This is a genomic window from Paucisalibacillus algeriensis, assembly GCF_000577245.1.
Taxonomy (GTDB): Bacteria; Bacillota; Bacilli; order Bacillales; family Amphibacillaceae; genus Ornithinibacillus.
Map to the genome: position 1 here is coordinate 197,442 of NZ_CBYO010000022.1, position 23,806 is coordinate 221,247.

The 23,806-nt window shown below is 36.3% G+C and carries 33 protein-coding genes; 16 read left to right on the forward strand and 17 right to left on the reverse strand.

The window, feature by feature from the left end; genetic code table 11:
- Nucleotides 1–348 precede the first annotated feature (348 nt).
- The 4 genes from fabF to TY11_RS17070 all read right to left on the reverse strand — a co-directional run bounded on the left by fabF (nucleotide 349) and on the right by TY11_RS17070 (nucleotide 4,318).
- Nucleotides 349–1,587, reverse strand: coding sequence for a beta-ketoacyl-ACP synthase II (gene fabF, locus TY11_RS17055; RefSeq protein ID WP_042149019.1), 1,239 nt, complete (start codon nucleotides 1,585–1,587; stop codon nucleotides 349–351).
- A 70-nt stretch (nucleotides 1,588–1,657) separates the two neighbouring features.
- On the reverse strand, nucleotides 1,658–2,596 hold the full coding sequence (locus TY11_RS17060) for a beta-ketoacyl-ACP synthase III (RefSeq protein WP_042149022.1): 939 nt from the start codon (nucleotides 2,594–2,596) through the stop codon (nucleotides 1,658–1,660).
- Between the two features lie 124 nt (nucleotides 2,597–2,720).
- Nucleotides 2,721–3,656 carry a BMP family ABC transporter substrate-binding protein gene (locus TY11_RS17065; protein ID WP_231495871.1) on the reverse strand — a complete coding sequence of 312 codons (936 nt, stop codon included), beginning with the start codon at nucleotides 3,654–3,656 and terminating at the stop codon, nucleotides 2,721–2,723.
- A gap of 47 nt (nucleotides 3,657–3,703) precedes the next feature.
- Nucleotides 3,704–4,318: a hypothetical protein gene (locus TY11_RS17070; protein WP_042149029.1), complete on the reverse strand. Its 615-nt coding sequence runs from the start codon at nucleotides 4,316–4,318 to the stop codon at nucleotides 3,704–3,706.
- A 119-nt stretch (nucleotides 4,319–4,437) separates the two neighbouring features.
- Here TY11_RS17070 and TY11_RS17075 point away from each other — a divergent pair, with 119 nt between their 5' ends.
- Nucleotides 4,438–4,617 (forward strand): YjzD family protein, encoded by a 180-nt coding sequence (locus tag TY11_RS17075; RefSeq protein WP_042149031.1) that lies wholly within the window; start codon nucleotides 4,438–4,440, stop codon nucleotides 4,615–4,617.
- 152 nt (nucleotides 4,618–4,769) lie between these two features.
- Here the strand turns inward: TY11_RS17075 and TY11_RS17080 are convergent, their stop codons facing one another.
- The 3 genes from TY11_RS17080 to TY11_RS17090 all read right to left on the reverse strand — a co-directional run bounded on the left by TY11_RS17080 (nucleotide 4,770) and on the right by TY11_RS17090 (nucleotide 6,384).
- The gene (locus TY11_RS17080) at nucleotides 4,770–5,099 is read right to left on the reverse strand and encodes a hypothetical protein (RefSeq protein ID WP_042149034.1); all 330 of its coding nucleotides are present in this window, start codon (nucleotides 5,097–5,099) and stop codon (nucleotides 4,770–4,772) included.
- Nucleotides 5,100–5,245: 146 nt separating this feature from the next.
- Nucleotides 5,246–5,557, reverse strand: coding sequence for a metal-sulfur cluster assembly factor (locus tag TY11_RS17085; protein WP_042149037.1), 312 nt, complete (start codon nucleotides 5,555–5,557; stop codon nucleotides 5,246–5,248).
- 68 nt (nucleotides 5,558–5,625) lie between these two features.
- Nucleotides 5,626–6,384, reverse strand: a complete 759-nt coding sequence (locus TY11_RS17090) for a prolyl oligopeptidase family serine peptidase (RefSeq protein ID WP_042149041.1) — start codon at nucleotides 6,382–6,384, stop codon at nucleotides 5,626–5,628.
- Nucleotides 6,385–6,540: 156 nt separating this feature from the next.
- Here TY11_RS17090 and TY11_RS17095 point away from each other — a divergent pair, with 156 nt between their 5' ends.
- Nucleotides 6,541–7,371 carry a Cof-type HAD-IIB family hydrolase gene (locus TY11_RS17095; protein WP_042149043.1) on the forward strand — a complete coding sequence of 277 codons (831 nt, stop codon included), beginning with the start codon at nucleotides 6,541–6,543 and terminating at the stop codon, nucleotides 7,369–7,371.
- Nucleotides 7,372–7,409: 38 nt separating this feature from the next.
- Here TY11_RS17095 and TY11_RS20515 read toward each other — a convergent pair whose 3' ends face one another.
- A complete protein-coding gene (locus TY11_RS20515) occupies nucleotides 7,410–7,547 on the reverse strand; it encodes a hypothetical protein (RefSeq protein ID WP_155982727.1) in 138 nt (45 codons plus the stop codon).
- A 33-nt stretch (nucleotides 7,548–7,580) separates the two neighbouring features.
- On the opposite strand from TY11_RS20515, the gene TY11_RS20715 reads away from it, so the two are divergent.
- The 3 genes from TY11_RS20715 to TY11_RS17105 all read left to right on the forward strand — a co-directional run bounded on the left by TY11_RS20715 (nucleotide 7,581) and on the right by TY11_RS17105 (nucleotide 8,412).
- Complete coding sequence (locus tag TY11_RS20715) at nucleotides 7,581–7,730, forward strand: hypothetical protein (protein WP_176481878.1); 150 nt, start codon at nucleotides 7,581–7,583, stop codon at nucleotides 7,728–7,730.
- Nucleotides 7,731–7,925 (forward strand): DUF3813 family protein, encoded by a 195-nt coding sequence (locus tag TY11_RS17100; RefSeq protein WP_042149045.1) that lies wholly within the window; start codon nucleotides 7,731–7,733, stop codon nucleotides 7,923–7,925. It abuts the gene before it with no gap.
- Nucleotides 7,926–8,148: 223 nt separating this feature from the next.
- A complete protein-coding gene (locus TY11_RS17105; RefSeq protein ID WP_042149048.1) occupies nucleotides 8,149–8,412 on the forward strand; it encodes a NifU N-terminal domain-containing protein in 264 nt (87 codons plus the stop codon).
- Nucleotides 8,413–8,454: 42 nt separating this feature from the next.
- On the opposite strand, the gene TY11_RS17110 is transcribed toward TY11_RS17105, so the two are convergent.
- Entirely contained in the window at nucleotides 8,455–8,859 is a 405-nt protein-coding gene (locus TY11_RS17110) for a lipoprotein (protein ID WP_042149051.1), read from the reverse strand.
- 12 nt (nucleotides 8,860–8,871) lie between these two features.
- On the reverse strand, nucleotides 8,872–9,714 hold the full coding sequence (locus TY11_RS17115) for a YitT family protein (protein WP_042149053.1): 843 nt from the start codon (nucleotides 9,712–9,714) through the stop codon (nucleotides 8,872–8,874).
- A 99-nt stretch (nucleotides 9,715–9,813) separates the two neighbouring features.
- Between TY11_RS17115 and TY11_RS17120 the strand changes: the two genes are divergently transcribed.
- From TY11_RS17120 to TY11_RS17135, 4 genes are all read left to right on the forward strand, one after another.
- Entirely contained in the window at nucleotides 9,814–10,674 is an 861-nt protein-coding gene (locus tag TY11_RS17120; RefSeq protein ID WP_042149057.1) for a DegV family protein, read from the forward strand.
- Nucleotides 10,675–10,851: 177 nt separating this feature from the next.
- Nucleotides 10,852–13,101, forward strand: a complete 2,250-nt coding sequence (locus TY11_RS17125; protein ID WP_052345879.1) for a beta-propeller domain-containing protein — start codon at nucleotides 10,852–10,854, stop codon at nucleotides 13,099–13,101.
- A gap of 162 nt (nucleotides 13,102–13,263) precedes the next feature.
- Nucleotides 13,264–13,452, forward strand: coding sequence for a YppF family protein (gene yppF, locus TY11_RS17130; RefSeq protein ID WP_042149061.1), 189 nt, complete (start codon nucleotides 13,264–13,266; stop codon nucleotides 13,450–13,452).
- A 140-nt stretch (nucleotides 13,453–13,592) separates the two neighbouring features.
- Entirely contained in the window at nucleotides 13,593–14,459 is an 867-nt protein-coding gene (locus TY11_RS17135; protein WP_042149064.1) for an SDR family oxidoreductase, read from the forward strand.
- Nucleotides 14,460–14,473: 14 nt separating this feature from the next.
- Here TY11_RS17135 and TY11_RS17140 read toward each other — a convergent pair whose 3' ends face one another.
- The 7 genes from TY11_RS17140 to TY11_RS17170 all read right to left on the reverse strand — a co-directional run bounded on the left by TY11_RS17140 (nucleotide 14,474) and on the right by TY11_RS17170 (nucleotide 19,968).
- Nucleotides 14,474–14,884 (reverse strand): NUDIX hydrolase, encoded by a 411-nt coding sequence (locus TY11_RS17140; protein ID WP_042149067.1) that lies wholly within the window; start codon nucleotides 14,882–14,884, stop codon nucleotides 14,474–14,476.
- A gap of 13 nt (nucleotides 14,885–14,897) precedes the next feature.
- Nucleotides 14,898–15,422, reverse strand: a complete 525-nt coding sequence (locus TY11_RS17145; protein WP_231495872.1) for an NUDIX domain-containing protein — start codon at nucleotides 15,420–15,422, stop codon at nucleotides 14,898–14,900.
- A gap of 17 nt (nucleotides 15,423–15,439) precedes the next feature.
- The gene (locus TY11_RS17150; RefSeq protein ID WP_042149070.1) at nucleotides 15,440–15,937 is read right to left on the reverse strand and encodes a hypothetical protein; all 498 of its coding nucleotides are present in this window, start codon (nucleotides 15,935–15,937) and stop codon (nucleotides 15,440–15,442) included.
- Between the two features lie 68 nt (nucleotides 15,938–16,005).
- Entirely contained in the window at nucleotides 16,006–16,434 is a 429-nt protein-coding gene (locus TY11_RS17155; protein WP_042149073.1) for a DUF1801 domain-containing protein, read from the reverse strand.
- Between the two features lie 52 nt (nucleotides 16,435–16,486).
- Nucleotides 16,487–17,680, reverse strand: coding sequence for a PstS family phosphate ABC transporter substrate-binding protein (locus TY11_RS17160; protein WP_042149076.1), 1,194 nt, complete (start codon nucleotides 17,678–17,680; stop codon nucleotides 16,487–16,489).
- 229 nt (nucleotides 17,681–17,909) lie between these two features.
- Nucleotides 17,910–19,406, reverse strand: coding sequence for an alpha-amylase family glycosyl hydrolase (locus TY11_RS17165; RefSeq protein ID WP_042149079.1), 1,497 nt, complete (start codon nucleotides 19,404–19,406; stop codon nucleotides 17,910–17,912).
- A 193-nt stretch (nucleotides 19,407–19,599) separates the two neighbouring features.
- Complete coding sequence (locus TY11_RS17170) at nucleotides 19,600–19,968, reverse strand: YisL family protein (RefSeq protein ID WP_042149082.1); 369 nt, start codon at nucleotides 19,966–19,968, stop codon at nucleotides 19,600–19,602.
- Nucleotides 19,969–20,182: 214 nt separating this feature from the next.
- On the opposite strand from TY11_RS17170, the gene TY11_RS17175 reads away from it, so the two are divergent.
- The 7 genes from TY11_RS17175 (at nucleotide 20,183) to TY11_RS17205 (ending at nucleotide 23,732) form a co-directional block, all read left to right on the forward strand.
- On the forward strand, nucleotides 20,183–21,379 hold the full coding sequence (locus TY11_RS17175) for an ornithine--oxo-acid transaminase (protein ID WP_155982728.1): 1,197 nt from the start codon (nucleotides 20,183–20,185) through the stop codon (nucleotides 21,377–21,379).
- 385 nt (nucleotides 21,380–21,764) lie between these two features.
- The gene (locus TY11_RS17180) at nucleotides 21,765–21,977 is read left to right on the forward strand and encodes a spore germination protein (RefSeq protein WP_042149084.1); all 213 of its coding nucleotides are present in this window, start codon (nucleotides 21,765–21,767) and stop codon (nucleotides 21,975–21,977) included.
- A gap of 14 nt (nucleotides 21,978–21,991) precedes the next feature.
- Complete coding sequence (locus tag TY11_RS17185; RefSeq protein ID WP_042149087.1) at nucleotides 21,992–22,192, forward strand: spore germination protein GerPB; 201 nt, start codon at nucleotides 21,992–21,994, stop codon at nucleotides 22,190–22,192.
- 98 nt (nucleotides 22,193–22,290) lie between these two features.
- A complete protein-coding gene (gene gerPC / locus TY11_RS17190) occupies nucleotides 22,291–22,869 on the forward strand; it encodes a spore germination protein GerPC (RefSeq protein WP_052345880.1) in 579 nt (192 codons plus the stop codon).
- Nucleotides 22,869–23,048 carry a spore gernimation protein GerPD gene (locus TY11_RS17195; protein WP_042149090.1) on the forward strand — a complete coding sequence of 60 codons (180 nt, stop codon included), beginning with the start codon at nucleotides 22,869–22,871 and terminating at the stop codon, nucleotides 23,046–23,048. The genes gerPC and TY11_RS17195 overlap by 1 nt, the downstream gene beginning before the upstream one ends.
- A 15-nt stretch (nucleotides 23,049–23,063) precedes the next feature.
- Nucleotides 23,064–23,453, forward strand: a complete 390-nt coding sequence (locus TY11_RS17200; protein ID WP_052345881.1) for a spore germination protein GerPE — start codon at nucleotides 23,064–23,066, stop codon at nucleotides 23,451–23,453.
- Between the two features lie 60 nt (nucleotides 23,454–23,513).
- Nucleotides 23,514–23,732 (forward strand): spore germination protein, encoded by a 219-nt coding sequence (locus tag TY11_RS17205; RefSeq protein WP_042149092.1) that lies wholly within the window; start codon nucleotides 23,514–23,516, stop codon nucleotides 23,730–23,732.
- Nucleotides 23,733–23,806: the final 74 nt, after the last annotated feature.

Below are 23,806 nucleotides of genomic sequence, written 5' to 3' on the forward strand. Positions count from 1 at the left end.
CTATGCTTGTCCTAAAGTTTATTTTCATGTATATGCTAGTGTATTAGGAAAAATGATAGAAATGATAGAGAGAATAGATTTTCAAAAGAAGATATGTGTTGTAGCGGCGACTTGGTATTAAATAACGGTTGATGGTTCCCGAATATGATCATATGGTTTATATGTTTGGGCGCATGTTACTTGGCCATGGGCGCTTATGGTTAGCAGGTTTGAGTTCATGCTCCTGCATCAAAGACACAACGGTACCTGTTTTTGGCTCATCATGATCTACAATCCATGATTCTTAATATCCCAACCCAATTATAAAAGGCTGACCTTAGTCAAGGTCAGCCTTTCAATTATAATATTTTATTCATATTTCTTAAAAATAAGTGCTACGTTATGACCACCAAAGCCTAGCGAGTTACTTACTACAACATTCACTTCTTGCTTTCTTGCTTCATTTGGTACGTAATCTAGATCACATTCCGGATCTGGAGTTTCGTAGTTAATGGTTGGTGGAACGATACTATCTTCAATTGCTTTAACCGCAATTACTGCCTCCACTCCACCAGCTGCCCCAAGCAGGTGACCAGTCATTGACTTTGTTGACGAAACAGCTAGGTTATATGCGTGCTCTCCAAAGATTGTTTTGATTGCTTCTGTTTCATATTTATCATTTAGATCGGTACTAGTACCGTGAGCGTTGATGTAGTCTACATCTTCTGGTTTTAATCCAGCATCCTCAAGTGCATGTTGCATAGCTCTTGCTGCACCTTCACCATGCTCAGCAGGTGCTGTGATATGGTATGCATCTCCTGTTGCCCCATAGCCAACAATCTCAGCATATATATGCGCACCTCGTTCTAAAGCTGTTTCTAATGTTTCTAAAATCAAGATTCCGGATCCTTCACCCATAACAAATCCATCACGATTTTTATCAAATGGGCGACTTGCTGTTTTTGGATCTTCGTTAAAGGATAAAGCCTTCATTGCAGAGAATCCTGCATATGACATGTTCGTAATCGGTGCTTCTGCTCCACCTGCGATAATATAATCTACATCACCACGCTTAACAGCTTTAAATGCATCTCCAATTGAGTTTGCCCCAGATGCACAAGCTGTTACCGAACAAGAGTTGATCCCTTTAGCTCCTGTTTGAATGGAAACTTGTCCAGCAGCCATATCTGGAATCATCATTGGTACGAAAAATGGACTAACACGTTTAGGTCCTTTTTCCATAAACTTTCGGAACTGTTCTTCATAGGTTTGCATACCACCAATTCCAGATCCAATCCACACTCCCACTCGATGGGCAATGTCCTCACTAACTTCCAGTTTTGCATCTTGTAAAGCCATTTTTGAAGCAGCAACAGCAAATTGTGTAAATGGATCCATTTTTCGTGCATCTTTTTTATCCACGTATAAAGTTGGATCAAAATCTTTAACCTCTGCTGCAACTTTCGCTGGGAATTCATCCTTATTTACTTGTGTAACAAAATCTATACCAGACTTTCCAGCAAGAAGACTTTCCCACATGGTTTGAACATCATTACCAATTGGGGTTACTGCTCCAAGCCCAGTTACTACTACTCTTCTTTCCGACATGATTCGGTATTCCTCCTAAATTTAAATAATGATTTTTTCGGGAACAAACCATTGCAATTGCTGAAATTTATTAGCAACCCCAGCGTAATGCTACCGCTCCCCATGTAAGACCTGCTCCAAATCCTACCAGAACAACTACATCGTCTTCCTTAATTTTACCATCTTTAACACTCTCTGATAAAGCCATAGGTATGCTCGCTGAGGAATTATTACCATATTTATTGATGACCTTAGCCATTTTATCCTCAGAGATGCCCAGTTTTTCCATAGCAGCTTCCATAATACGAATATTTGCTTGGTGTGGAACTAAATAATCCACATCCTCTTTTTGTAATCCAGCCTTTTCAATAACATTTAGGGATGATTCTGGCATTTGTCTGACAGCGAATTTAAACACTTCTCGACCGTTCATTGTAATAAAGCCATCATCCTTTTGATATAGATGCTTTCCACCAGCTCCATTTGCTCCAAGCTCAAACGATAAAATTCCTTTACCTTCCGAAACTTCTCCCATTACAGCTGCTCCAGCACCGTCACCAAATAAGACACATGTGTTACGGTCTGACCAATCTGTAATTTTCGATAACTTCTCGGCACCTACAACTAAAACATGCTTATACACTTTTGTTTCAATAAACTGTTTTGCGGTTATCATTCCATACATAAATCCAGCACAAGCAGCGCTCACATCCATCGCGGCAGCATTCCATGCACCCAGTTTCTCTTGTAACATACAAGAAATGGATGGGAAAGGTGTGTCCGGAGTAACTGTAGCTACTAAAATTAAATCAAGATCCTCTGGGTTAACACCTGCATCTTCCATTGCACTTAAAGATGCATGGTATGCCATCTCGGATGTATTCATATCATCCTCGGCTATTCTTCTTTCCTCAATACCTGTACGGGTACGAATCCATTCATCACTAGTATCAACAATTTTTTCTAAATCACTATTCGTTACAATATTAGTGGGTACATAATGACCTACTCCTAAAACTCCTACACCCATCTATATACATCCCCTTAACTTAAAGTTATTATCAAATATTATGACTTGGTACTAATTTTAATGCAAAAAAGAAAGACTTGCAAGAGGTAAGTTTCTAAGGAAGAAATAAAAAAGTTATTTCTCCCTAGTACTGATTAGGAAGCAAGCCAGTTTCTTTATACTTTTCAATTGAAGCGTTTAGTTTCTCTTGAAAATATGTTGGAACCTCTGAACTATACTTACCTAATGTAATATAGTCATCCTTAAAATCAAATGATAAAATCTCACCATCTAATGTACCTTCGTTAAATTTCTCTGCAGCAAGCAAATATAGTCGATTAACGTGTTGAACCGTACTGGTTAATACAGTTTCAGGTTCAATGTTTATTTGATCTGATACAAAACCAATTGCGTATAAACCATCATTTCCCGCATTTTTTATTACTTCCTCACTGAAGGCATCCCCAGCTGGGTATATAACATCTACACCTTTTAATTTCATCCTGTTATAGGCTTGCAGTGCCACTTCACTTTCTGTCCAATCATAAATAAATTCCATATTCACATTTGTATCTGGATTTTGATACTTAACACCCTCATAAAATCCTTCTATCTCTGGTTGCCATTGATAAGCTGCAATAATTCCAACTTGATTTGATTTAGACATCTGACTTGCAATCATACCAGCAAAAAAGCCCATTGCATGGGAATTGAAAGTTAAACTCGTAAGGTTTTCACTATAATAATTACCATTAAAATATACAAAATGAACATCAGAATATGTTTTTGCAAGTTGGTAAAATCTCTCACCGTATATACTGCTATGGCCAAAAATTAGATTAACTCCTTCGTTGACGAGTTCACTTACTGCTTTGGAAATTTCCACATCAGCATAAACATTTTCTCTTATTTCAATATCAACGCCTAGTTCTTCTTCAATTTCAAGCAACCCTTCATACCCTTTTTCATTCCAGGGTTTCTCGTTAACTTCACCTTCTAAAATCATACCTACTTTTAGTAAGTTATCTTGCTCTTGTTGTGCGCACCCGCTTGCAAACAGTATTCCAATTAATATAACCAAGATAAATCTTCTCCTCAAGTCTGTGCACTCCATTCAAATACAATGCGTTAATAAAATTTCTTATAGCGTCGATAATGAGTCAATACCTTTTTCATTCTATCCTCTATAGGTACATTGTCACGAATATAAATAGAATTTTCAAGTTTGACAGACTCATTTAAGAAAATTTTTTTTGAGAATACAGTAATATTGGAAGAATTAGGAGGTAATTTCAGCACTGGGTAGGTTGCTTTAACAAAGTCTCCAATGTAAACTGATTCCGATTGGAATTTTACAGAATCAAAGCGTATTATTTTTTCCCCTGTCACGAGTCCCTCTTCTGTCATGTCCATCCATTCTCCAAAAAGTAACGGTGCCTTTATAATAGTTGCATTATCTATCTTATTCTTCAAACCATTTACATCAAGTTGAAAGATTCTCTCCGCATCAATACAGGGCGCCGCCGAATTACAATCACCAATGACAATCGCAATTTTAGCTTTATTATTTTTTGGAGAATCCATTAATTCAAATGAGCTATTTCGACCAATGAACATATATAGATTTTCCTTCTTCTCTGTATCGATCTTGTCTACACCTTTTACCACTATACCCTTTTCCAGTAAAAAATTAACATAATGATAACCAATCCAATGAAAACAATTTTGAATAAGAATTGTCACTTTACTTTCCTCCTTTCTATGTAAACTATGAAGAAATACTTTTAATTTATGTATTGATTTGGTAAACTTAATAAAGGAAATTATGATATTTTTTTCAAAAAGAATAGGAGTGTTACATAATGCGTTATCTTGCTACAATTTTTTGGGCAGTTTTAGTAACGTTTGTACTTTCTTACGTATTATCAAGTATGGCCGGTGCAACATTAGACCTAGTAGCTACTTTAGTAATGGCAGCAATTTTCTCTATCTTTATTTTTATTCTTGGAGATGGCATACTACGCGAGAAAAAAGGACAATAACTTGTATAATAACTTAGAAACCCTTGCCTAACTTTAATTGGCAAGGGTTTACTTATGTTTTAGAAAACCTGGCTACTCTTTTTCCAGACAATAGTGCATTTATCTAGACATGAAAAATTTTATTACTTTCTAATCCACCTAAAAAGCACAGTTTAATACCACGGTAACACACTTAATGCAGCAAGTGCTGCTAAAGGTAAAACAAGTCTTCTAAAACGACGGCGCGGATAGCCATAAAATCCATAACCTGGAAAGCCATACCCAGGATAACCACCATAACCATACCACCCAAATTGACGCTGGTCGCTCATACTTGGCATCATTTGTGAAGTGACTTCATTATCAATTGGTACAGCGAAATAAACATATTCTTCATCTAATCCTGTAATAATTCCATCAAAATTAGATCCGTCCTCAAGCTCTGCTAACACATAAGAATGCATATGGCTTTTACATAAATCGTACATATGTTTATGTTTCATGTTGTTCGACCTCCTCACAAAATAGACTATTCAGATGCCTATAAGGAGGTGACTAATTTTACCAAGTAGAATATTAATATGAACTTTGTGAGCTAAAATATCTGAGAAAATAAAAAAACCGACTGTGATTATCAGTCGGTTTATAATCAATCTGGAATTCCCAATGCTATTTTCGCATAGCGAGACATTCTGTCTTTACCCCATGGTGGATCCCAAACAATATTTGTTCTTGTTTCTTTTACTTCTGGAATATCGGATAATGCACGCCCTATATCGGCTTCAATATGTGCTGATAATGGGCAACCCATTGCTGTTAATGTCATTGTTACAACACAAACGCCCTCGTCATCTAAATCAACATCGTATATTAATCCTAGGTTAACAATATCAATACCTAGCTCGGGGTCGATAACATTTTCAAGAGCACCCATGAGATTTTCTTTTAACGCTTCATCCATGGTATTACCTCCTTCTTTCATCATATCTTCATTTAAACATATTTTTGAGTATTTTTAAATGATTTAAATCACAGGTACCGGACAAACCATTTAACCGTTTCTAAAGTAGCATATCTGCTTACTTTATGTCCTCTTCCTTTTTCTCTAATAAATTTTAAATGATTAGGATTCGAGTATATTTTCTTCGCATATTCATAAAAGCTATGGGAATGTGCAAATGGTACAACTGGATCGCTATCCCCATGCCAAAATAGTACCGGTCTGTCCGATAACCTTTCTGCTTGTAACGACAAATCATATAATGTTAAGGTATCATATAATTGATTTATTTCTTCATCGGTTAATGGAAGCTTTCCTGTTTTTGCGTAAACATCTACAAGCTCCCTAGCAAATGTCGATAGTTTTGGAGAACCCATTAAAATAGCAGCAGTCTTGATCCATGGGTATTGAGAAAGTGCTGAAGCTGTTGTGATTCCACCCATACTTGTTCCCGCAACCCCGACTCTTCCATCGAGAATAAGACCTCGGGTTTCAAGGTCTTCCTTCATGTCATTTAATTCCTTCACATTCTGTAAAACGATTTGGAACAAGTAATAGGTCACCTCTGAAATATCGCCAACTTCCCTTTCTCCATGGTACATACTATCCGGTAACACCACACGAAATCCTTTTTCCGCCAGTAAATAGCCCTGAGTCAAATTATGTTCCTTTGCACTCGTAATTCCATGAAAATAAAATACTGTTGGAAGAGCCTGTTTTTCATAGGCTTTATCTACAACTATAAGACTTGGTACCCCACCAATTTTCTCTTTATAAATTCCAATCATTCTGTATAATCCTCTCATCTGTAAAATAAATTTATATTAATTATATGATAATCCTTTTAAAAAAATAGTTAAACTAATTTAACTATTTTTTACGTTATAATCCTTTACATATCTTGCAAACACTAATAAACTAGGTCATACGAGGTGAAAATAAAAATGCCAAAACAACATTTAATCGCTTTAGATTTGGATGGTACGTTACTTTCCGATGCTAAAGAAATTAGTGCGAAAAATAAGCAAGTTTTACAAAAAGCAATGGATGAAGGCCATATTGTTGTCATAGCGACAGGTCGACCACATCGTGCAAGTATTCAGTTCTACAAGGAGCTTGGTCTACAAACACCAATGGTTAACTTTAATGGTGCATTAATCCATCATCCAGTAGACAAAAAATGGGATATGCTTCATAACCCAATGTCAAAGCGTACAGCATTAAACATCGTTCAAGCTTGTTATGATTTAGATGTATATAATGTATTAGCTGAAGTCAAAGACAATGTCTATCTTGATAAATATAGTCAAGAAATTATTGATATCTTTTATCAAACAACAGATGATACTCCATTTGTTATTGGAAGTTTGAAAAGTAAATTAAACGATGATCCAACATCCTTATTAATCCATCCGAAAGAAGAACACATCCACACTCTCCGTGACCATTTAGACGAGTTCCATGCCGAGGTAATCGAACATCGCAAATGGGGTGCACCATGGAACATCATTGAAATAGTAAAAAAAGGAATTAACAAAGCAGTTGGCCTACGAAAGATTGCACATTACTACCAAATACCTGAGGATCGTATAATCGCTTTTGGTGATGAAGACAATGACTTAGAAATGATTGACTATGCTGGTGTAGGTGTTGCGATGGGCAATGCAATTGAACCACTTAAAAACATCGCGAAACATGTAACGGTTACAAACGAAGAACATGGAATTGGAGTCTTTTTAGAAGAATATTTAAATCTTAAAGCAAATGTTAGGTAAATGTTAGAAAACTAAGACATTATATGGCTAAGTTTTTCTTATACAGAAAAGTTTGTTATTCCTTTCTGCCATCCATACCGTATTTTACCTTCAATAAAATAAGCTGAACTTTTCCATACTACAAGTGAACGGATAAAAACGTTCACTTTTTTTCTTGGCAGATAGGAAAGTATCATACCTTTCCCACCTGCATAAAGGGAGGAATCGTCTTGGCCAAAGGGAGTAAATCGAGAAGATTTAGCCAACAAAGCGCAGACGCTGTAAAGAAACATGCTGAAAAATTTCCATATCGTTCTACCTTCACAGAGGCAGAACGAAAACAGGAAGAAGCAGATAATCATACAGTAGGAGGATTCTAAATGCAGAACAATTTATTTCAACAAGCAAAAGATGCTGTAACCCAATTTACAAATAATCTTGCAGGTGGAACAAATGAGCAGGATAAACAAGCAGCTCAAAATGCTATCCAAGCTGCAATGCAAGATGCAACCGGTGAGGAAAAGCAACAGTTACAACAGTTACAGCAGCAGCTTGAGCAACAGAAACTTAGCTAACCTCCATATTCCTCAGGAAAAAATCTTGTTATGGTAATAGCCAATTCATTCTTTGGATGGAACGGTATTACTGATGAAACAAGCACATAAAAGGTGCTCCTAGTTGGAGCACCTTTTATTTTTGTTTTCAATAATAAGAACAACTTTTCGTATTTTCCTTTTTTATCCGATGCTTTTCTGCTAATATAGATATAAAAGAAGAAGATTCACGGGAGGTAGAAAAATGGCAGTTAGAGCTGAAGGTACACCGAATCCAAATGCTATTAAATTTACAACAGACAAGCTTATATTTCAAGGCACAAACAGTATTTCTGTTATGCCTGGTGACACAAGTGAGCATGAAATAATGAATGACTTAATGAAATTAGAAGGCGTTGACAATGTCTTTGGTTATCAAAACTTCATTACAGTAAATAAAAGCTTCGATGCAGAATGGGACGAGGTTACCCCAAGAGTTAAAGAAGTTTTTGAAATACACGGTTATTAATAAAAAACAAGGATGGGGATTTTGCAACTCCCATCCTTGTTTTTATTCTTGTTCTATGTCAAGGTCCAACGGCACATAGTTAGGGTTTATGATACTACCCTCTTCATCTTTGGTGTACATGTGGACAATAACAATATCATCTGCTTGTTCCATTTCATCCGTAATTTCAACTATTATTTCAAAGTCTCCCCATTCACTTCCTACCTTAACCATTTCTTCTGTTTTCAGTGTTTTTTCCCCTTGTTCAACTTGATAATAAAATTCATTACCTGAGGCATTTGCATCTCCGACTATACGTGCTTGTTTTTGCTCTATTTGAATATCAATATTTTGAAATTTTGCATATACATCTGGACTTGTTTTGGATACAGATGCTTCCTTTTCCTTTTCGTTTCCACATGCCGATAATAATAACAATAATCCTATGACAATGATGATTTTCTTCATAATAAAAATCCCCTATTCCTTTCTAAAGAAACCAAATATACCTGTAGTTTGTACAATATTTGTGAATGCGTCTGGATCCACTTCCTTAATAATTCTTTCTAAATCGTATAATTCATAGCGTGTAATAACCAAATAAAGCATATGTTTATTTTCATTTGTATAGGCACCTACAGCCGGCAAAATAGTAATACCACGAACCATTGTACCATGAATAGCCTGCTGCAATTCTTTTGCTTTACGTGTCACAATCATGGCAGTTAACTTGTTAAATCTAGTATGAATAGCATCGATTACTCGCGTAGTTACATATAGCGCCACCATGGTATATAAAGCATTCTCAGGTTCATATAATATGCCTGCCAATGCGATAATAATAGCGTTCAAGGAGATAAAATAAACCCCAAGTGGCTTGTCATTCAGACGAGATAAGTACATTGCCACAATATCCATTCCTCCTGTTGAAGCACCAACCTTAAGTGTCATGCCAACACCAACCCCAGCAACAAGCCCACCGAACACTGCATTTAAAATGATGTCCTCTGATAACTGGATTATCGGTAAAAATTGTAGAAATATGGAAGAAAATATTACAGAAATAATACTATAAATGGTAAAGCCCTTCCCAACCTTAAACCACCCTAATATGAATACTGGAATATTTAGAAGGAATAGTAGAATACCTGTGGATAAACTGATTCCGACAAAATCAGTAAAGACACTTGAAATTAATTGTGCCGTACCAGTGAAACCACTGGCATATACATTGGCACTTTCTAGGAATAAATTTAACGATAATGCATTTAGTAGCGATCCAAGTATGACAACTATAATTCGCTTAGCCTCTATTAAAAACATGGCAGTCTCCTTTTTTATTACAATTGTTTTGACTATAACCCATTATAGCTATAAACTAAACATAATATAATTATTTCAGAGGATTGAGGGTGAATCGAGATGAGTATTAAAATTATGGCTGATTCAGCAAGTGACCTGACAAGAGATTACTTTTCTAAGTATGACATGGAAATGGTCTCTTTAACAGTTCATCTAGATGATAAAGATTATGAAGATGGCATCAATATTACACCAAAAAATGTTTTCGATGCAATGAGAAAGGGTAAATCTCCAAAAACATCCCAAGTTTCACCACAGACGTTTAAGAATATTTTCACCGAGTATGCAAAGAATAAACAAACTTTAATTTACTTAGCATTTTCATCTGAATTATCAGGTACATATCAAACAGCAAAAATGATGGAAGCCGAAGTAAAAGAAGAATACCCAGATGCTGACATTCATGTTATTGATACAAAATGTGCTTCTATTGGGTATGGTCTAGTTGTACTGAATGCAGCTAAAATGGCCAACGAAGGAAGAAGTAAAAATAAAATAATTGAGGATGCACAAAATCGCGCACTACATATGGAGCATATCTTTACTGTAGATGATTTAGAGTATCTTAAACGTGGTGGACGAGTTAGTAAAACAGCAGCTTTTGTTGGTACTTTACTTAACATTAAACCAATTCTTCATGTGGAACAGGGTAAACTAATTCCACTTGAAAAAATGCGTGGATCGAAAAAAGTATTAGGTCGAATGCTTGAGATTATGGAAGAACGTGGTGGCAACTTTGAAAATCAAGTAATTGGAATTAGCCATGGTGATGATTTAGAACGGGCTGAAAAGCTAGCAGAAATGATCAAAGAGAAATTCGGCACAAAGGATTTTGTCATCGAATACGTTGGATCGGCAATTGGTGCCCACGCTGGTCCAGGAACACTAGCACTATTCTTCTTGAATAAATCATTTAAATAAACTCGGGGGAACAACTCCCCGAGTTTTTTTAATTGGCGTCTGTCACTTCCCGGTTTTTGCCAGTTTTTGTCGAATGATTTAATGTAAGCCCTTTTCCCGTATTTGAAACATATTTTTTACTCAATCCGTCTTATCGATAAAGGACAAATTTTCCTTTATTAAAATGGGGTGAACAAATTGTATAAAAAGATTGGGTTAGTTAGTATCCTCTTGATTGCAGGGGTTTGGGCAATAATATTCTTTGGTTTCTCCAATAAGATTACCGCGGAGATTCCTTCTGCAACAAGCTTTGTTCTAGCAAACAAGGACTGGACCGTTCATTTCTCCGAACCAATGGATCCAGACACCTTTACACACGATACTGTTATGGTTGAAAGCAAAGACGGCGTGCAAATCGCAACTGAAATGGAGTGGAATGATTCTTTTACAGTTCTAACTCTACGAGCACCAGTTGAAGGGTATAAACTCGATGAGGAATACGAAATTATTATTACGAAAGAAGTTCTAACCGCTAGTGGCGAAAAGCTACCTAAAACATTTACTCATAACTTTACTGCTATGGCTAATTTACCGTCAATTAAAGATCAAAAACAACTTGTAACGCTATTAAAAGAACGGATGAGAGAAGATCGTGCAGGTTTTAACCTATTTAGCAGCGATGCAAATGAAGATGCTGCCATGGAAACTGCTGAGTCATCGAATGATAGTTCTGCTGGAGGAGATGGAACTTCATCTACAAATGTTCAAGTTGAAGGTATTGGTGAAGCAGACATTATCAAAACAGATGGCAAATCTATTTTCTTTGTCCGCGATGGAGACATCATTATTACTTCCACAGATAAAGAAAAAAGTTCCATACTCAGTCAAATCAAGATTGACAATTTTTATCCACAAGAAATTTATGTACAAGATGATTTATTAATTACGATTGGGCAAAAATCTGAACCCCTACGTGAAGTGGAAGAATCAGAATTGAAAGGTGAAATTGGGATCCCAGAACCAATTTATTATAATCAAACAACTATTTTATTCTACAATATCAAGAATCCAAGTAAACCAAAGCAGGTTCGCGAAGTAAGTCAAGAAGGAAGTTATAATACATCTAGAATCCTCGATGGTTATCTATATGTAATCGCTAACGAACACCCACCATATCACATTTTACGTTCAGAAGAGGATGTAGAGGTAAGACCATTTATAAAAGATACAGCCGTAAGTGAAGCTAGTACGCCTGTAGACTTTGAGGATATGTATTTCTTCCCGGAGAGTAAAGAAGAACAATTTCTTATGTTAACGTCTATTGATCTAAACGATATGGAAAAAGAAGCAAATATGGAAACCTATCTAGGTGCATCTAATCAAATTTATATGTCACATGACAATCTCTATGTAGCAGTTAATAAGTATAAGGAACTAGAAGAAACCGACACAGAATCCAAAGAAGCAGAAACAAGTGAACCTGCCATGGATATTGCGATTTGGCGCCCGCAAGATGTTGATACTGAAATCACGCAATTTAGCGTAGATAACGGTACACTGACATACAATGCTTCTACATTGGTTAATGGCACCCTTATTAACCAGTTTGCGATGGATGAGCGAAACAACACATTCCGAGTGGCTACCACTAAAGACGGAACTACGGATGAAGAAAACCTATCAACGAATAATTTATATACCTTTGATAGCAACCTTAAACCACTTGGCTCTGTTGAGGGGCTTGCCGAAGGGGAAAGAATTTACAGTGTTCGTTTTATGGATAATGTGGCTTACATGGTAACATTTAAGGAAGTCGATCCCTTATTTGTAATTGATTTAGAGGATCCAGAGAATCCAAGTGTTTTAGGTGAACTAAAGATCCCTGGTTTTAGTAATTACCTCCATCCGCTTGATGAAAATCATGTCATCGGATTCGGACAAAACACAAAACTCATTGAAGAAGAAGGTAATAGTGAACCAAGGGTACAAACCGATGGTATAAAAATATCTGTCTTTGATGTCAGTGACCCTACCAATCCAAAAGAAAAGTTCTCTGAAGTAATTGGTCAAGGATGGTCCTATTCGGAATTACTATATAATCACAAAGTATTATTTAAGCATCCAACTGAAAACTTGTTTGGGTTTCCTGCAGTTCTTACAGAGACAAAGACAGTAAGGAAAAAGGATATCACCTATGAAGAAGACAAGGTTATTTTTGAAGGCGCCCTACTTTACGAAATCACACCAAATGGAATTAAATTAATGGATACCATCACACACCAAGGAGATTTTAAAGAGCACCCAGAATGGCTCTCTGAAATTAGGAGAATCGTTTCTGTAGATGATACAATTTACACTTTCTCCTGGGATACAATGAAAGTATATGATATGGATCAGAAGCAAATTCTGAAAACGATTGAATTACCAGAATTGTCATTTGAATATTAATTTAGGTAGAGAATGCTTACAGGCATTCTCTTTTTTATGTAGACAAAATCCTCAGCTATTGAAGACAAATTTCCGTATTTATGCAAATGCTAACTTTTTGTCATGATTCCCTCCTCCCATTCATATACTTTCGTACAAGCGATTCTTTTAGGGGGATATGATATGCTAATAAACGAATTAATTTCTGACTACGAAACTAACCGTAAGGAAACACCTAAAACATTAAACGACATATTAGACTACTACCAAAAAAAATATATCGCTGGTGAAATTGATATTAAATTTTACCGCGATATTTATAATTTCCTCCATCAACAAGGCGCTACATCAGCTCATGAATATGTCTACTGAAGTCCTGATTAAGGGCTTTTTCTTTTGGGAAAGACCAACTTTTCTATCCCCTTAAGAGATACATTTTCCAATATTCTTCTCATGGATTCCACACAATAGGGAAAAATGGATAACGAATTCATTTTAGGAGGTTTTCTGAAGTGGCTACAAACAAGGAACCAAAGACCCCACCGCCCCAGGAACAAAAGCAGCAACCAGGTATTGAATCCATTATGCACCCTGAACCAGAATATATAAGCAAAAACTATCAAGGTAGTGGTAAATTAAAAGGAAAAACTGCCCTCATTACAGGCGGCGATAGTGGTATTGGACGTGCTATAAGTGTCCACTTTGCAAAAGAAGGTGCCAACGTCGCAATTGTCTATTTAGATGAAGATAGCGATGCAGAAGCAACAAAGCAATTAGTCGAGGAATCCGGACAGAAATGCCTATTGATTCCCGGAGATATAGGGGATCCTGAATTTTGCAAAAAAGCAATCACCCAAACACTCGACAAGTTTAATCAAATGGATATCCTAGTGAATAACGCAGCTGAGCAGCATCCTCAAAGCGACTTTCTGAATATATCCAAGCTCCAGCTTGAAAATACGTTTAAAACCAATATATTTGGAATGTTTTATCTAACCCAAGCTGCACTACCTTATATGATAAAGGGAAGTACCATTATTAATACAACTTCAATTACTGCCTACGAAGGAAACAAAGATTTGATTGACTATAGTTCTACAAAAGGTGCTGTAACCAGTTTTACCCGTTCCCTTTCTGCTTCCTTAGTTGGGAAAGGTATTCGTGTCAATGCTGTTGCACCCGGTCCTATATGGACACCATTGATTCCTTCTACCTTTAATGCTAAACAAGTGGACTCATTTGGCTCTAGTACTCCTATGAAACGTATGGGACAACCAAAAGAACTTGGACCAGCATATGTCTATTTAGCAAGTGATGATTCTAGTTATGTAACCGGACAAGTCATTCATGTTAATGGTGGTACAATCGTGAACGGATAACGGATAACCAGCTATTAGTCCTCCTCTAATAGCTGGTATTTAATTAGATTCTCAATTGTTTTCTGGTCCTCTGGATATGCGTGTTCAAGGTTCTCTATATCCGCTAAAGATTTCCAGGCTGCTTCCCCAATTAGTCGATCTGGATCATTAATCCCACTGCTTTGACCAATATTTTCAACTAGAAAATAATGAATTATTACCGCAATCCCTTTTATTTCTGTTTCTTTTACAAATAAATCTTTTTTAATCCTAACAGAATACCCTGTTTCCTCTTTTAATTCTCGTATACAGCAGGCTTGAGGTGTTTCTCCTACTTCTATGCCACCCGAAGGAGTTGACCACGCATTCGATCCTTTCGCTCGCACCATTAACACCTCATAATCCTCATTCAAACATACTCCGGCTGCACCATGCCATTCCCCCATTGTTTTTCCTTCTTCACTCATAATCAACTTTATCAAATAAAGTCAAAAATTCTAGATCCACTTCGTCTATAAGTCCAATTTCTTGTTCCAAATCCCATAACATAATCTTTGAAGTCTCATCATTATCTTGAAATGGCTTGAGTTGATCTACTTTCGAGCGATAAACTGGATTATATTTGACTTCCTTACTCACTATATTTTCAGTTTTTAAAAGACCGATAAACTCCATATCCGTTACTAGTTGTCCGGTTTCTTCGTAAAGTTCCCGAATTGCACATTCCTTTGGTGTTTCTGTACTTTCTCGGCTTCCAGATGGGATTTCCCATTGATTGCGCCACACATTATAACAAAGAAGGTATTTCCCCCTACACTGAATAACCGCATATGACCCTGCCAGTGGTTGGAACTGATCCATTCCTCTTTCCTTTACAATTATGAAGTCCTGAAATTTTAATCCATGATTTTTGGTTTGGAACTGCTTTTTCAGTAAAGCATTTCTGGAAATTTCTTGACTAACAACCTGTTTTTGTTTATCCACGAATACCCTCCTTCTTCCTATTCACTATCTTCCTTATACTTATCAAAATACTGTAACCAGTTCAAAAGCTCTTCTTCGATATTCGGTTCTGTTGGGAAAACAATCGATTTAAGCTGTCCATCCATCAAATATAATTGTTCCGTCCAGATTTTTTCTTGTTTTCTTTCGTTATATGTAATGGTATTTAGATACTGTTCTGGAATTAATCGGCTATCCTCAATGTTTATGAAAAATATATAAAAATCATTGTTTAATGCTTGTGTTACTTTATCCTTGCTAATCCTCTCGATATAATTAGGTTCAATAATGATTAATTTATAATCTTCTAATTCTAAGTTTATCGTGGAAAGATTTTCATTTTCAATTTCCGATTTATCTAGCTCGGTAACAATTTTTTCTTGGTTACCAATATACTGAATTCCTGAAGACAAAAGTTTTTTACTATCCTCTTCTTTCGGTGTACATGCGAATAATAGAATAATAGCTAGAATTCCAAGCGTATATTTTAACCTCAAATGATAATCCTCCCTATATCGTATAAAAAATGACTATCCAAAACATACATGATAGTCATTTATACTTATTATTCTGTTCCCTCTGGATAGATTTCTCTTAAAAACTTGATGGATTGTTTAATCATCGCCTTCATGACATCTACATCCACATCAGCAATTTTGTTAATATACACACAAGCTTTTCCAGTTGTATGTTTTCCAAAGTCCTTTAGCAATTCTTCACGCTCAGGGTCTCCTGTTGCAAAATATAGGCTAATCTTTGCCTTACGAGGGGAGAACCCTACAAGCGGCGCATCCCCTTCATGCCCAGAAGCATATTTATAATGATAGGATCCAAACCCAATAATACTTGTTCCCCACATCTTGGCAGGATAACCTGTTGTTTCCGTAAAGATATCTAGCAACTTATAAGCATCTTCTTTTTTCTTTGGACTTTCTACGGATTCAATAAATTCTATGACACTACTATCATTTTCTTTGGTTTTTAATTCGTACACAAATATCACTCCTTAACTATTATTATACATTCTAGCCTTAATCATCGTTATCTCATTCTGTTTCCTCACTATTTTCCGATGAACCCACAATTGGAACATATCCGGTTTTCTCAATGATAGATTGCCCCTGTTCAGACAGAATCCACTTAATAAAAGGATCGATATTTGTATTCTGACTTCCTGCCGTGACAACATAAAATTCGGAAGTAATTGGATAATCCCCACTTTTAATCGTTTCTTCTGTAGGTGGTACACCTTCAATAGCTAAATGACGGATAGCATTATTTTGAACCATTTCATTGGAGAAGAAGCGGAAAGTATATCCAATGGCATTTTTATAATTTTTATAGTCTGCGGTTTCTTCAATAATACCGCCCATTAAGCTAACAATATCATCCGAAGGTGCTTCCATGATTGGTGTATCACCCATTAAATTTTCAAGTGCAGTCTGGCTTCCGCTGTCAGCTGGTCTTTGGAAAGCTCGGATAGAATCATTAGCTCCACCAACATCTTTCCAATTTGTTATTTTTCCAGAGTAAATATCCTTTATTTGATTTAACGTTAAATCACTAACTTCATTCCTTGAATTGGCGAAAAACACAAATGCCTCTTTCCCTATCGGTGTGAGTTTTAACTCTACGCCTCTAATTTTGGCACGATTTATTTGTGCCTTAGATGGAGCAGCAGCAAATATCATATCTACCTCGCCATTAATTAATGTATCATAAGCAACTTGTGTTCGATTGGACATTACCTCACTAGCGTATACATCATACCCTTTTTCCGGATATGTAGCTTGTGCAAAAGCAGCATAAATTGGATACAAGGCGGTAGCGCCATCGATAATAAGGAGTTGTCCCTCCATTTTAAAGGTAGCTGGTTCGTCAAGTTTCACCGCTTTTGTATCTTCCACAAAAGGTTGATACTCAAATAAATCCACATCTCCATTGCTTATAGTTGGAATCCCTCTATCATAGGCACTAATCACTTCATGAACAACAACAGAAAGCACTGCTACTATAACAAACCCTAACAATGTTCGACGAAGCATTTTCCCTTTTAAGAATGGAAAGAAGCTATTAAAAACAAAAAACAGAAATCCGAGTGCAACCGCAATGATGAATGGAGTATAAAATTCTTGTACACCAAATAATAAAGTAAAAACACTAGCGATAAAAGCAAATATACCAACCACACCACTTATTAATAGAAATAATAAAATTCGAACTCTTGCACTACGCTTCATGTTAATTTGCTCCTCTTTGGCTACTATATTGACCTATCCTATCTAGCTTTAATATCTAACGTTGCAGTTATAATGATTTGCTATCCCCAAACTATTGTTCATTGGAAATAGTAACTTAATTATCCAAGATAAAAAAACATAAATTCCCATTTAATTGTACCCAATATTCTAAATTGCGACAACAAAAAAAGTAGCATTAGATCCAATCTAATGCTACGGAAGTTTGTGCTTATTTTGCTTCACGTTTTTTTTGTTTTCTACTCAAATAAACTACTGCACTTATAAATAATACAAGAACCACAACGATTGGGGTAATAAACATCCAATTCAGACCGGAGTTTTCTTCAATAATATATACATCTGCAGATTCTCTAGCAAGAGCAACTTTATATTCTCCATCTGCCGTCTCACGAACTAGATCATCCCCAAGGAGACCCCGTAATTGTAAATCAGATTCTAAATCTGTAATATTTACCCTTCTTGATTCACTATCATTATTTACCGCAATATACATTGTTTCCTCTTCATAGGAGCGCTTAAACAGGCTCATCCCTTGATCGGAACCAACTAACTCAAAATCGCCGTACTGTAAAACTGGAAACTTTACTCGTAGCGCCAGTACCTTAGAAAAGACTTCTTCCAGATCTTGATCACCGCTATTAAAGTTTACCAACTGTTGAACCTGCTCCATTCCCGAGCCGTACATTGGAATGTTTGAACCTTGAAAAATATAAGGAACACCGGGAGTTGTCAATAGATAAACAAGTGCGAGATTCCATGTGTTCACATCATCACGTTTGTTCTCAGCAGCAAGTTGAGTAAAACGATCCATTGATTTATTATCCACATAGATAAGGCCGCTTTCTCCTCCAAGTCCTTTCCATTTCTCATAGATGTTATCTACCGGAGTATCCGCTTTAGCAAATACATCCACAATAGCTTGAGAAAGAGCTTGATTTTCTATTACATCAATAGTTGACATGTTCCATAAGTCGGTAGGTTCTTCTTCAGAAAGAATATCAGCGATTAAATAGATGTCAGGCTTATCGGCTTTCAGCTCACTTGTTAGTGAATGAACAAAATCTACAGATGAATAATCAGCAGCATGTAAAACAAATCCATCCACATTACCTTCATTCATCCAATACTTAGCAACATCAATTAACATGTCTTGTACTTCTGGATTTTCTTGATTTAATACCGAAACATTTTCTAACCAAGGTTCATTGGTTATATCGATTTCTGAATCTTGAACAATCCAATCTTGTTTATCTGGATCAGATACAATAGGATGACTATCAGCTACATAATTAGTAACAAGCTCAAGAATGACCTTCATATCTCGGTTATGTGCTTCTTGTACTAGTGTTTGCAAATCTTCCAAGTTACCAAACTGTTCTTCTACGGAATAAAAATCTTCAACCCAGTATCCGTGATAACCATCGGTAGTATTTTCCATAATTGGTGATAGAGAGATAGCTGTGAAGCCTAAGTCTTTAAGGTCATCTAGCTTTAACGTTATTCCTTCTAAATCACCACCATGATATGCATATGGGTCATCTATCCGGACTTGATCACTAAAGGCTTGGTTTCCATTGTTAAAGCGGTCTACCAAAATGTTATAAATAATTTCTTCTTGAATAGGATTTTCCTCTGCAAAGCTTACTGCTGGATATGCACTCATAAATAACAGTATCGCTAAACTTAAAATTGACATTCTTTTCATTCTTTGTCCTCCAGCTTTTTATAGGCTGATCCCATAAACAATGTTGTTTCCCATAGATCGTAGCCCTTATATATACATGTATTTATTATTACCTTTATCATTAAATAATCAACCAAATCTATTAAATTGTAGAAAAAACGACATAAAAAAGAGGATGATTAAGGGCTGTACCTTGAACATCCTCACGAACTTGTTACATAAATCCGCCTTCTAATCGGAAAAAACCTAAAATTAAAGTGATTAAAAATGAGATTAATAACACGCTCCAACCAACTTTAGCTGGATCACCATCTTTAATTTTTCCGAGAGTCATTTCCATTCCAGCTATTACCCCTACTCCAGCTAAGCCTTTAATAATAGCTTCCACAGTCATCGTACCACTACCATTTAAGTAATGCATGATTAAATCTCCACCGGAATATAAAATTAGTAGATAATCTAGTCGAAGAATCATTTGTACAATTTTAGCTGCTTTTTCTTTACCTTGCTTATGTAATACTAGTGATACAATAAACAGAATGATCGCAAGTACCCATGCTGTTACATGTAAATGTGTATTCATTATTTTCCTCCTATTTCTAAAACAAGTCTATAACATATCTATTCTATCATATCATGGATAAGAACGATTACATATGAAAAATTATTGACAATAATAATCTATTTTATTCTTTTCATAGATTCAAGACTAAAATTCCTGCATTTTCCTTCATAGCAATTTCAGTTTAACAATTTTCTAAGTTGTGTTACATTTGCTATATAGGAGGCGAATTATTATGACAAACTTTAGTGAAAAAATAATAAATCAAACTGATAACTTTGGTGCAAAAAACTATCATCCACTGCCAGTTGTTGTAGCAAAAGCAGAGGGAGTTTGGGTAGAAGATCCTGAAGGTAATCGTTATATGGATATGCTAAGTGCATATTCTGCTGTCAACCAAGGACATCGACATCCAAAAATAATTGATGCTTTAGTTGAACAAGCAGGGCGTGTTACACTAACCTCCCGAGCTTTCCATAATGACCAATTAGGTCCATGGTATGAAAAAGTATGTAAGCTTACGAATAAAGATATGGCTCTTCCCATGAATACTGGTGCAGAAGCCGTCGAAACAGCTGTAAAAGCAGCTCGCCGTTGGGCATACGATGTTAAAGGTGTTCCAGAAAACAAAGCGGAAATTATTGCATGTGAAGGAAACTTCCACGGTCGTACAATGCTTGCCGTTTCTCTTTCATCGGAAGCTGAATACAAACGTGGATTCGGTCCAATGCTACCCGGAATAAAACTAATTCCTTATGGTGATATCGAAGCACTTAAAGCTGCAATAAACGAAAATACTGCAGGGTTCCTTTTCGAACCAATCCAAGGGGAAGCTGGTATTGTCATTCCACCAGAAGGATTCTTAAAAGAAGCATATGAGGTATGTAAAGAAAATAATGTTCTTTATATTGCAGATGAGATTCAAGCTGGTCTAGCACGTACAGGTAAAATGTTTGCCAATGACTGGGAAGAAGTTGAGCCTGATATGTTGATTCTTGGTAAAGCACTTGGTGGTGGCGTAATGCCTATTTCCTGTGTGGTTGCCAATAAAGATATCCTAGGAGTATTTAACCCAGGTTCTCACGGTTCTACATTTGGTGGTAACCCGTTAGCTTGTGCAGTTTCCATTGCTTCCCTAGATGTTTTAGAAGACGAAAAATTAGCAGAACGTTCCCTGGAACTAGGAAATTATATGATGCAGGAACTGAGAGGCATCGACAATCCAAAGATTAAAGAAGTGCGCGGAAAAGGTTTATTTATAGGGGTAGAACTAACAGAATCTGCTCGCCCTTACTGTGAAGCATTGAAAGAAAAAGGTTTACTATGTAAAGAAACACATGAAAACGTAATCCGCTTCGCACCACCACTAATCATCAGTAAAAAAGATTTAGATTGGGCATTAGGTCATATTAAGGAAGTATTGAAGGGTTAACTAAGTAAATGCCGCACTAGGTGTGCGGCATTTTTTTGATAGGTATGGAGCATGTTTATTGCTGGGGACGGCTGGTGTATGGTTTCTCTCTTCGCGCACAAGGTTGCAGTCCTCCGGTGCATGCTCATCCATTTCGGGCTCATGGTTAATATTCTCGGGCTGATTCTCATCAACTTCAGGCTCATGATCACTATTCTTGGGTGTAACCTCACCAACAACGAGCTTATGATTGCAATTTTTCCAGGTGCAACCTCCCCAACTTCGGTCATATAATTACAATTCTCAGGTAAATGTTATATCTTCCAATTCGAATCCCGCAAAAATCCCACTCCACCCTTTCAACAAATCCACTACCAAACATAAACTAACAAAAAGGAGGGATCTTATGCCAGCAAAAGTAGGAGCTGTAAAAATTAATACAGTATCGTCTTCCAGTATTTTCAATATTGGTGATGTATATTCCATGAATCCACAGAGTAGTGCAAAAACTTATGCTGGTGGAGGATCCTTTAATACTGGAGATGGAAATCGAATTAATCTTAACCAATCACATACGTATGTGTATGACAAAGACTTTATTGATCAACCGACAACCTAATGGGGTGAAAACACATGAATATTACGGTTCATCAATCCATTCATATTAATCTATTAAAAGTAGGTGTGATTTCAAACTCCTCAGTCTTGCAAATCGGCAGTACTGGGGCAATACAAGCACAGTCGGAGCTTTATAATACCGGTGAATTTACCGAGCCTGCTGAAGAAGCGGCCGCAGTTAGTGAGGCTCCGCCACTCGTTCCCCTCTCTCCATAGAATAGGTAGCACAAAATTCACTACGGTGCATAAGATACTTTAGGTATTTGCCTAATCTCATACTAACTACTATACATTTAAGCAAGGGGGAGCTAATGATGTACGAGTGGAACAACTACATGTATCAACTTCAGCAAAATCAACAACTACAGAATGAGAAAATTAAGGAGCTAGAAGAAAGGGTATTTAAACTTGAAAAAAAAATACAAGAAAATAATAGTTTGACTGTTGATAAAATAGAATATCATTTTGACCAACTTAAAATTGAACGATTAGATGGCACACTTCATATTGGACTATCCCCTAATGAGTTAGCAAATATTGATGATTTGGGTATCCCTACGGTAAAACAGTCCACTGTAGTAAATCCAGTGAATCAACAACTCGTTCCTCAATTAAATCAATTTGTTAATGAACGTGGTCCAAAAATGATACGAGAATTAGCCCAGAAATACAAAAAGCCAATTGACCATAAATTAGAAGGCGATATCATTCACGATATTCTAGGTCAAATACCAGATCGGATTCAGTTTTATGAAAATGAAGCTAGAGAGAAGCATCAAATTAATCATCCCCAACAATTAGAAAGCTTTATTTCAGATCATATTCAAAAGGAAGTCTATCATTCTTTACAACGTTTTATAGAAAAATCGGAAGACCAAAAAGGGGAATCTTAATGAATATTGAAGTTCATAATTGGGGGTTATGTGTCGGAAACGTAGCTATTGAAACAGTGGCTTCCTCATCGGTATTTTTAATTGGAGATAACGAGGAGATAAAACTATCCTCTTTCTTTGATACACCTCCTGAGTCATACATTGTCGGAAGCCTGGTCCCATTAGCTCCTCAAACGTAAACAGAGGTGATGAAATTGAATCATCGTTTAGTTCATCTACACATGTGTGCAACTAATTCCATAGCAAGTAGTTCTATCTTTAATATAGGGGATACAGTACATTTTAATCCAAGATTTAAAGCAATTGCTGTACAACGAGAATCAAATGTTTGGAATGAAACTTATTCTCATGATTTTGAAGATTATTCTATTTTCAAAAGGGATGCCAATTGGATAGAGATATCGATACCAGTTGAAACATATTACAAGCACCATGATGGTGACATAAAAGTTAAAAATGTATCGATAACCGGTGTCAGCCAAGCTTCTACCGTACAGTTTGGTGGTATTAAGAAAATTAATGCCGAATCTCGAATCAAGCATATTCGCATTTTGCAGGATGAAGAAAATAGGACACACCACTGAACACGGATTTATACATTTCATCATATTTTATAATAAATTCATTATTAGTAGGTGTACTCTATGCCATCAATCGTCGGACCAATTAAAATCAATAGTATAAGCGGAGGAGTAGTTAATTTTGGAGACTCTTTTTATTTATCTCCAAAAAGCACCTCCAAAACAAGTGCTGGATCCGGATCTTTAAATACCGGGGACTTTATCAATACTAATACAGGTGCAAGCTTAACAAACCCAATTGACCCAGATGTCAACGACCAAAATCAAACAGCAAATGCATAAAAATTGCATGAAGCTAGATATCATTGCATATAACTTTTTCCTTAAGAAAAATCCGTCTCTTACCTGTAGCAAGG

What these genes read in the sequence shown, in the direction of transcription:
- TY11_RS17075 (WP_042149031.1), top strand. Translation starts at nt 4,438, where the DNA reads ATGCGTTATCTTGCTACAATTTTTTGGGCAGTTTTAGTAACGTTTGTA.
- TY11_RS17205 (WP_042149092.1), top strand. Translation starts at nt 23,514, where the DNA reads ATGCCATCAATCGTCGGACCAATTAAAATCAATAGTATAAGCGGAGGA.
- fabF (WP_042149019.1), bottom strand. Translation starts at nt 1,587, where the DNA reads ATGTCGGAAAGAAGAGTAGTAGTAACTGGGCTTGGAGCAGTAACCCCA.
- yppF (WP_042149061.1), top strand. Translation starts at nt 13,264, where the DNA reads ATGCTAATAAACGAATTAATTTCTGACTACGAAACTAACCGTAAGGAA.
- TY11_RS17195 (WP_042149090.1), top strand. Translation starts at nt 22,869, where the DNA reads ATGAATATTGAAGTTCATAATTGGGGGTTATGTGTCGGAAACGTAGCT.
- TY11_RS17115 (WP_042149053.1), bottom strand. Translation starts at nt 9,714, where the DNA reads ATGTTTTTAATAGAGGCTAAGCGAATTATAGTTGTCATACTTGGATCG.
- TY11_RS17165 (WP_042149079.1), bottom strand. Translation starts at nt 19,406, where the DNA reads ATGAAAAGAATGTCAATTTTAAGTTTAGCGATACTGTTATTTATGAGT.
- TY11_RS17080 (WP_042149034.1), bottom strand. Translation starts at nt 5,099, where the DNA reads ATGAAACATAAACATATGTACGATTTATGTAAAAGCCATATGCATTCT.
- TY11_RS17185 (WP_042149087.1), top strand. Translation starts at nt 21,992, where the DNA reads ATGAATATTACGGTTCATCAATCCATTCATATTAATCTATTAAAAGTA.
- TY11_RS17120 (WP_042149057.1), top strand. Translation starts at nt 9,814, where the DNA reads ATGAGTATTAAAATTATGGCTGATTCAGCAAGTGACCTGACAAGAGAT.
- TY11_RS17085 (WP_042149037.1), bottom strand. Translation starts at nt 5,557, where the DNA reads ATGGATGAAGCGTTAAAAGAAAATCTCATGGGTGCTCTTGAAAATGTT.
- TY11_RS20515 (WP_155982727.1), bottom strand. Translation starts at nt 7,547, where the DNA reads ATGATACTTTCCTATCTGCCAAGAAAAAAAGTGAACGTTTTTATCCGT.
- gerPC (WP_052345880.1), top strand. Translation starts at nt 22,291, where the DNA reads ATGTACGAGTGGAACAACTACATGTATCAACTTCAGCAAAATCAACAA.
- TY11_RS17060 (WP_042149022.1), bottom strand. Translation starts at nt 2,596, where the DNA reads ATGGGTGTAGGAGTTTTAGGAGTAGGTCATTATGTACCCACTAATATT.
- TY11_RS17180 (WP_042149084.1), top strand. Translation starts at nt 21,765, where the DNA reads ATGCCAGCAAAAGTAGGAGCTGTAAAAATTAATACAGTATCGTCTTCC.
- TY11_RS17140 (WP_042149067.1), bottom strand. Translation starts at nt 14,884, where the DNA reads ATGGGGGAATGGCATGGTGCAGCCGGAGTATGTTTGAATGAGGATTAT.
- TY11_RS17100 (WP_042149045.1), top strand. Translation starts at nt 7,731, where the DNA reads ATGCAGAACAATTTATTTCAACAAGCAAAAGATGCTGTAACCCAATTT.
- TY11_RS17170 (WP_042149082.1), bottom strand. Translation starts at nt 19,968, where the DNA reads ATGAATACACATTTACATGTAACAGCATGGGTACTTGCGATCATTCTG.
- TY11_RS17175 (WP_155982728.1), top strand. Translation starts at nt 20,183, where the DNA reads ATGACAAACTTTAGTGAAAAAATAATAAATCAAACTGATAACTTTGGT.
- TY11_RS17090 (WP_042149041.1), bottom strand. Translation starts at nt 6,384, where the DNA reads ATGATTGGAATTTATAAAGAGAAAATTGGTGGGGTACCAAGTCTTATA.
- TY11_RS17095 (WP_042149043.1), top strand. Translation starts at nt 6,541, where the DNA reads ATGCCAAAACAACATTTAATCGCTTTAGATTTGGATGGTACGTTACTT.
- TY11_RS17160 (WP_042149076.1), bottom strand. Translation starts at nt 17,680, where the DNA reads ATGAAGCGTAGTGCAAGAGTTCGAATTTTATTATTTCTATTAATAAGT.
- TY11_RS17110 (WP_042149051.1), bottom strand. Translation starts at nt 8,859, where the DNA reads ATGAAGAAAATCATCATTGTCATAGGATTATTGTTATTATTATCGGCA.
- TY11_RS17105 (WP_042149048.1), top strand. Translation starts at nt 8,149, where the DNA reads ATGGCAGTTAGAGCTGAAGGTACACCGAATCCAAATGCTATTAAATTT.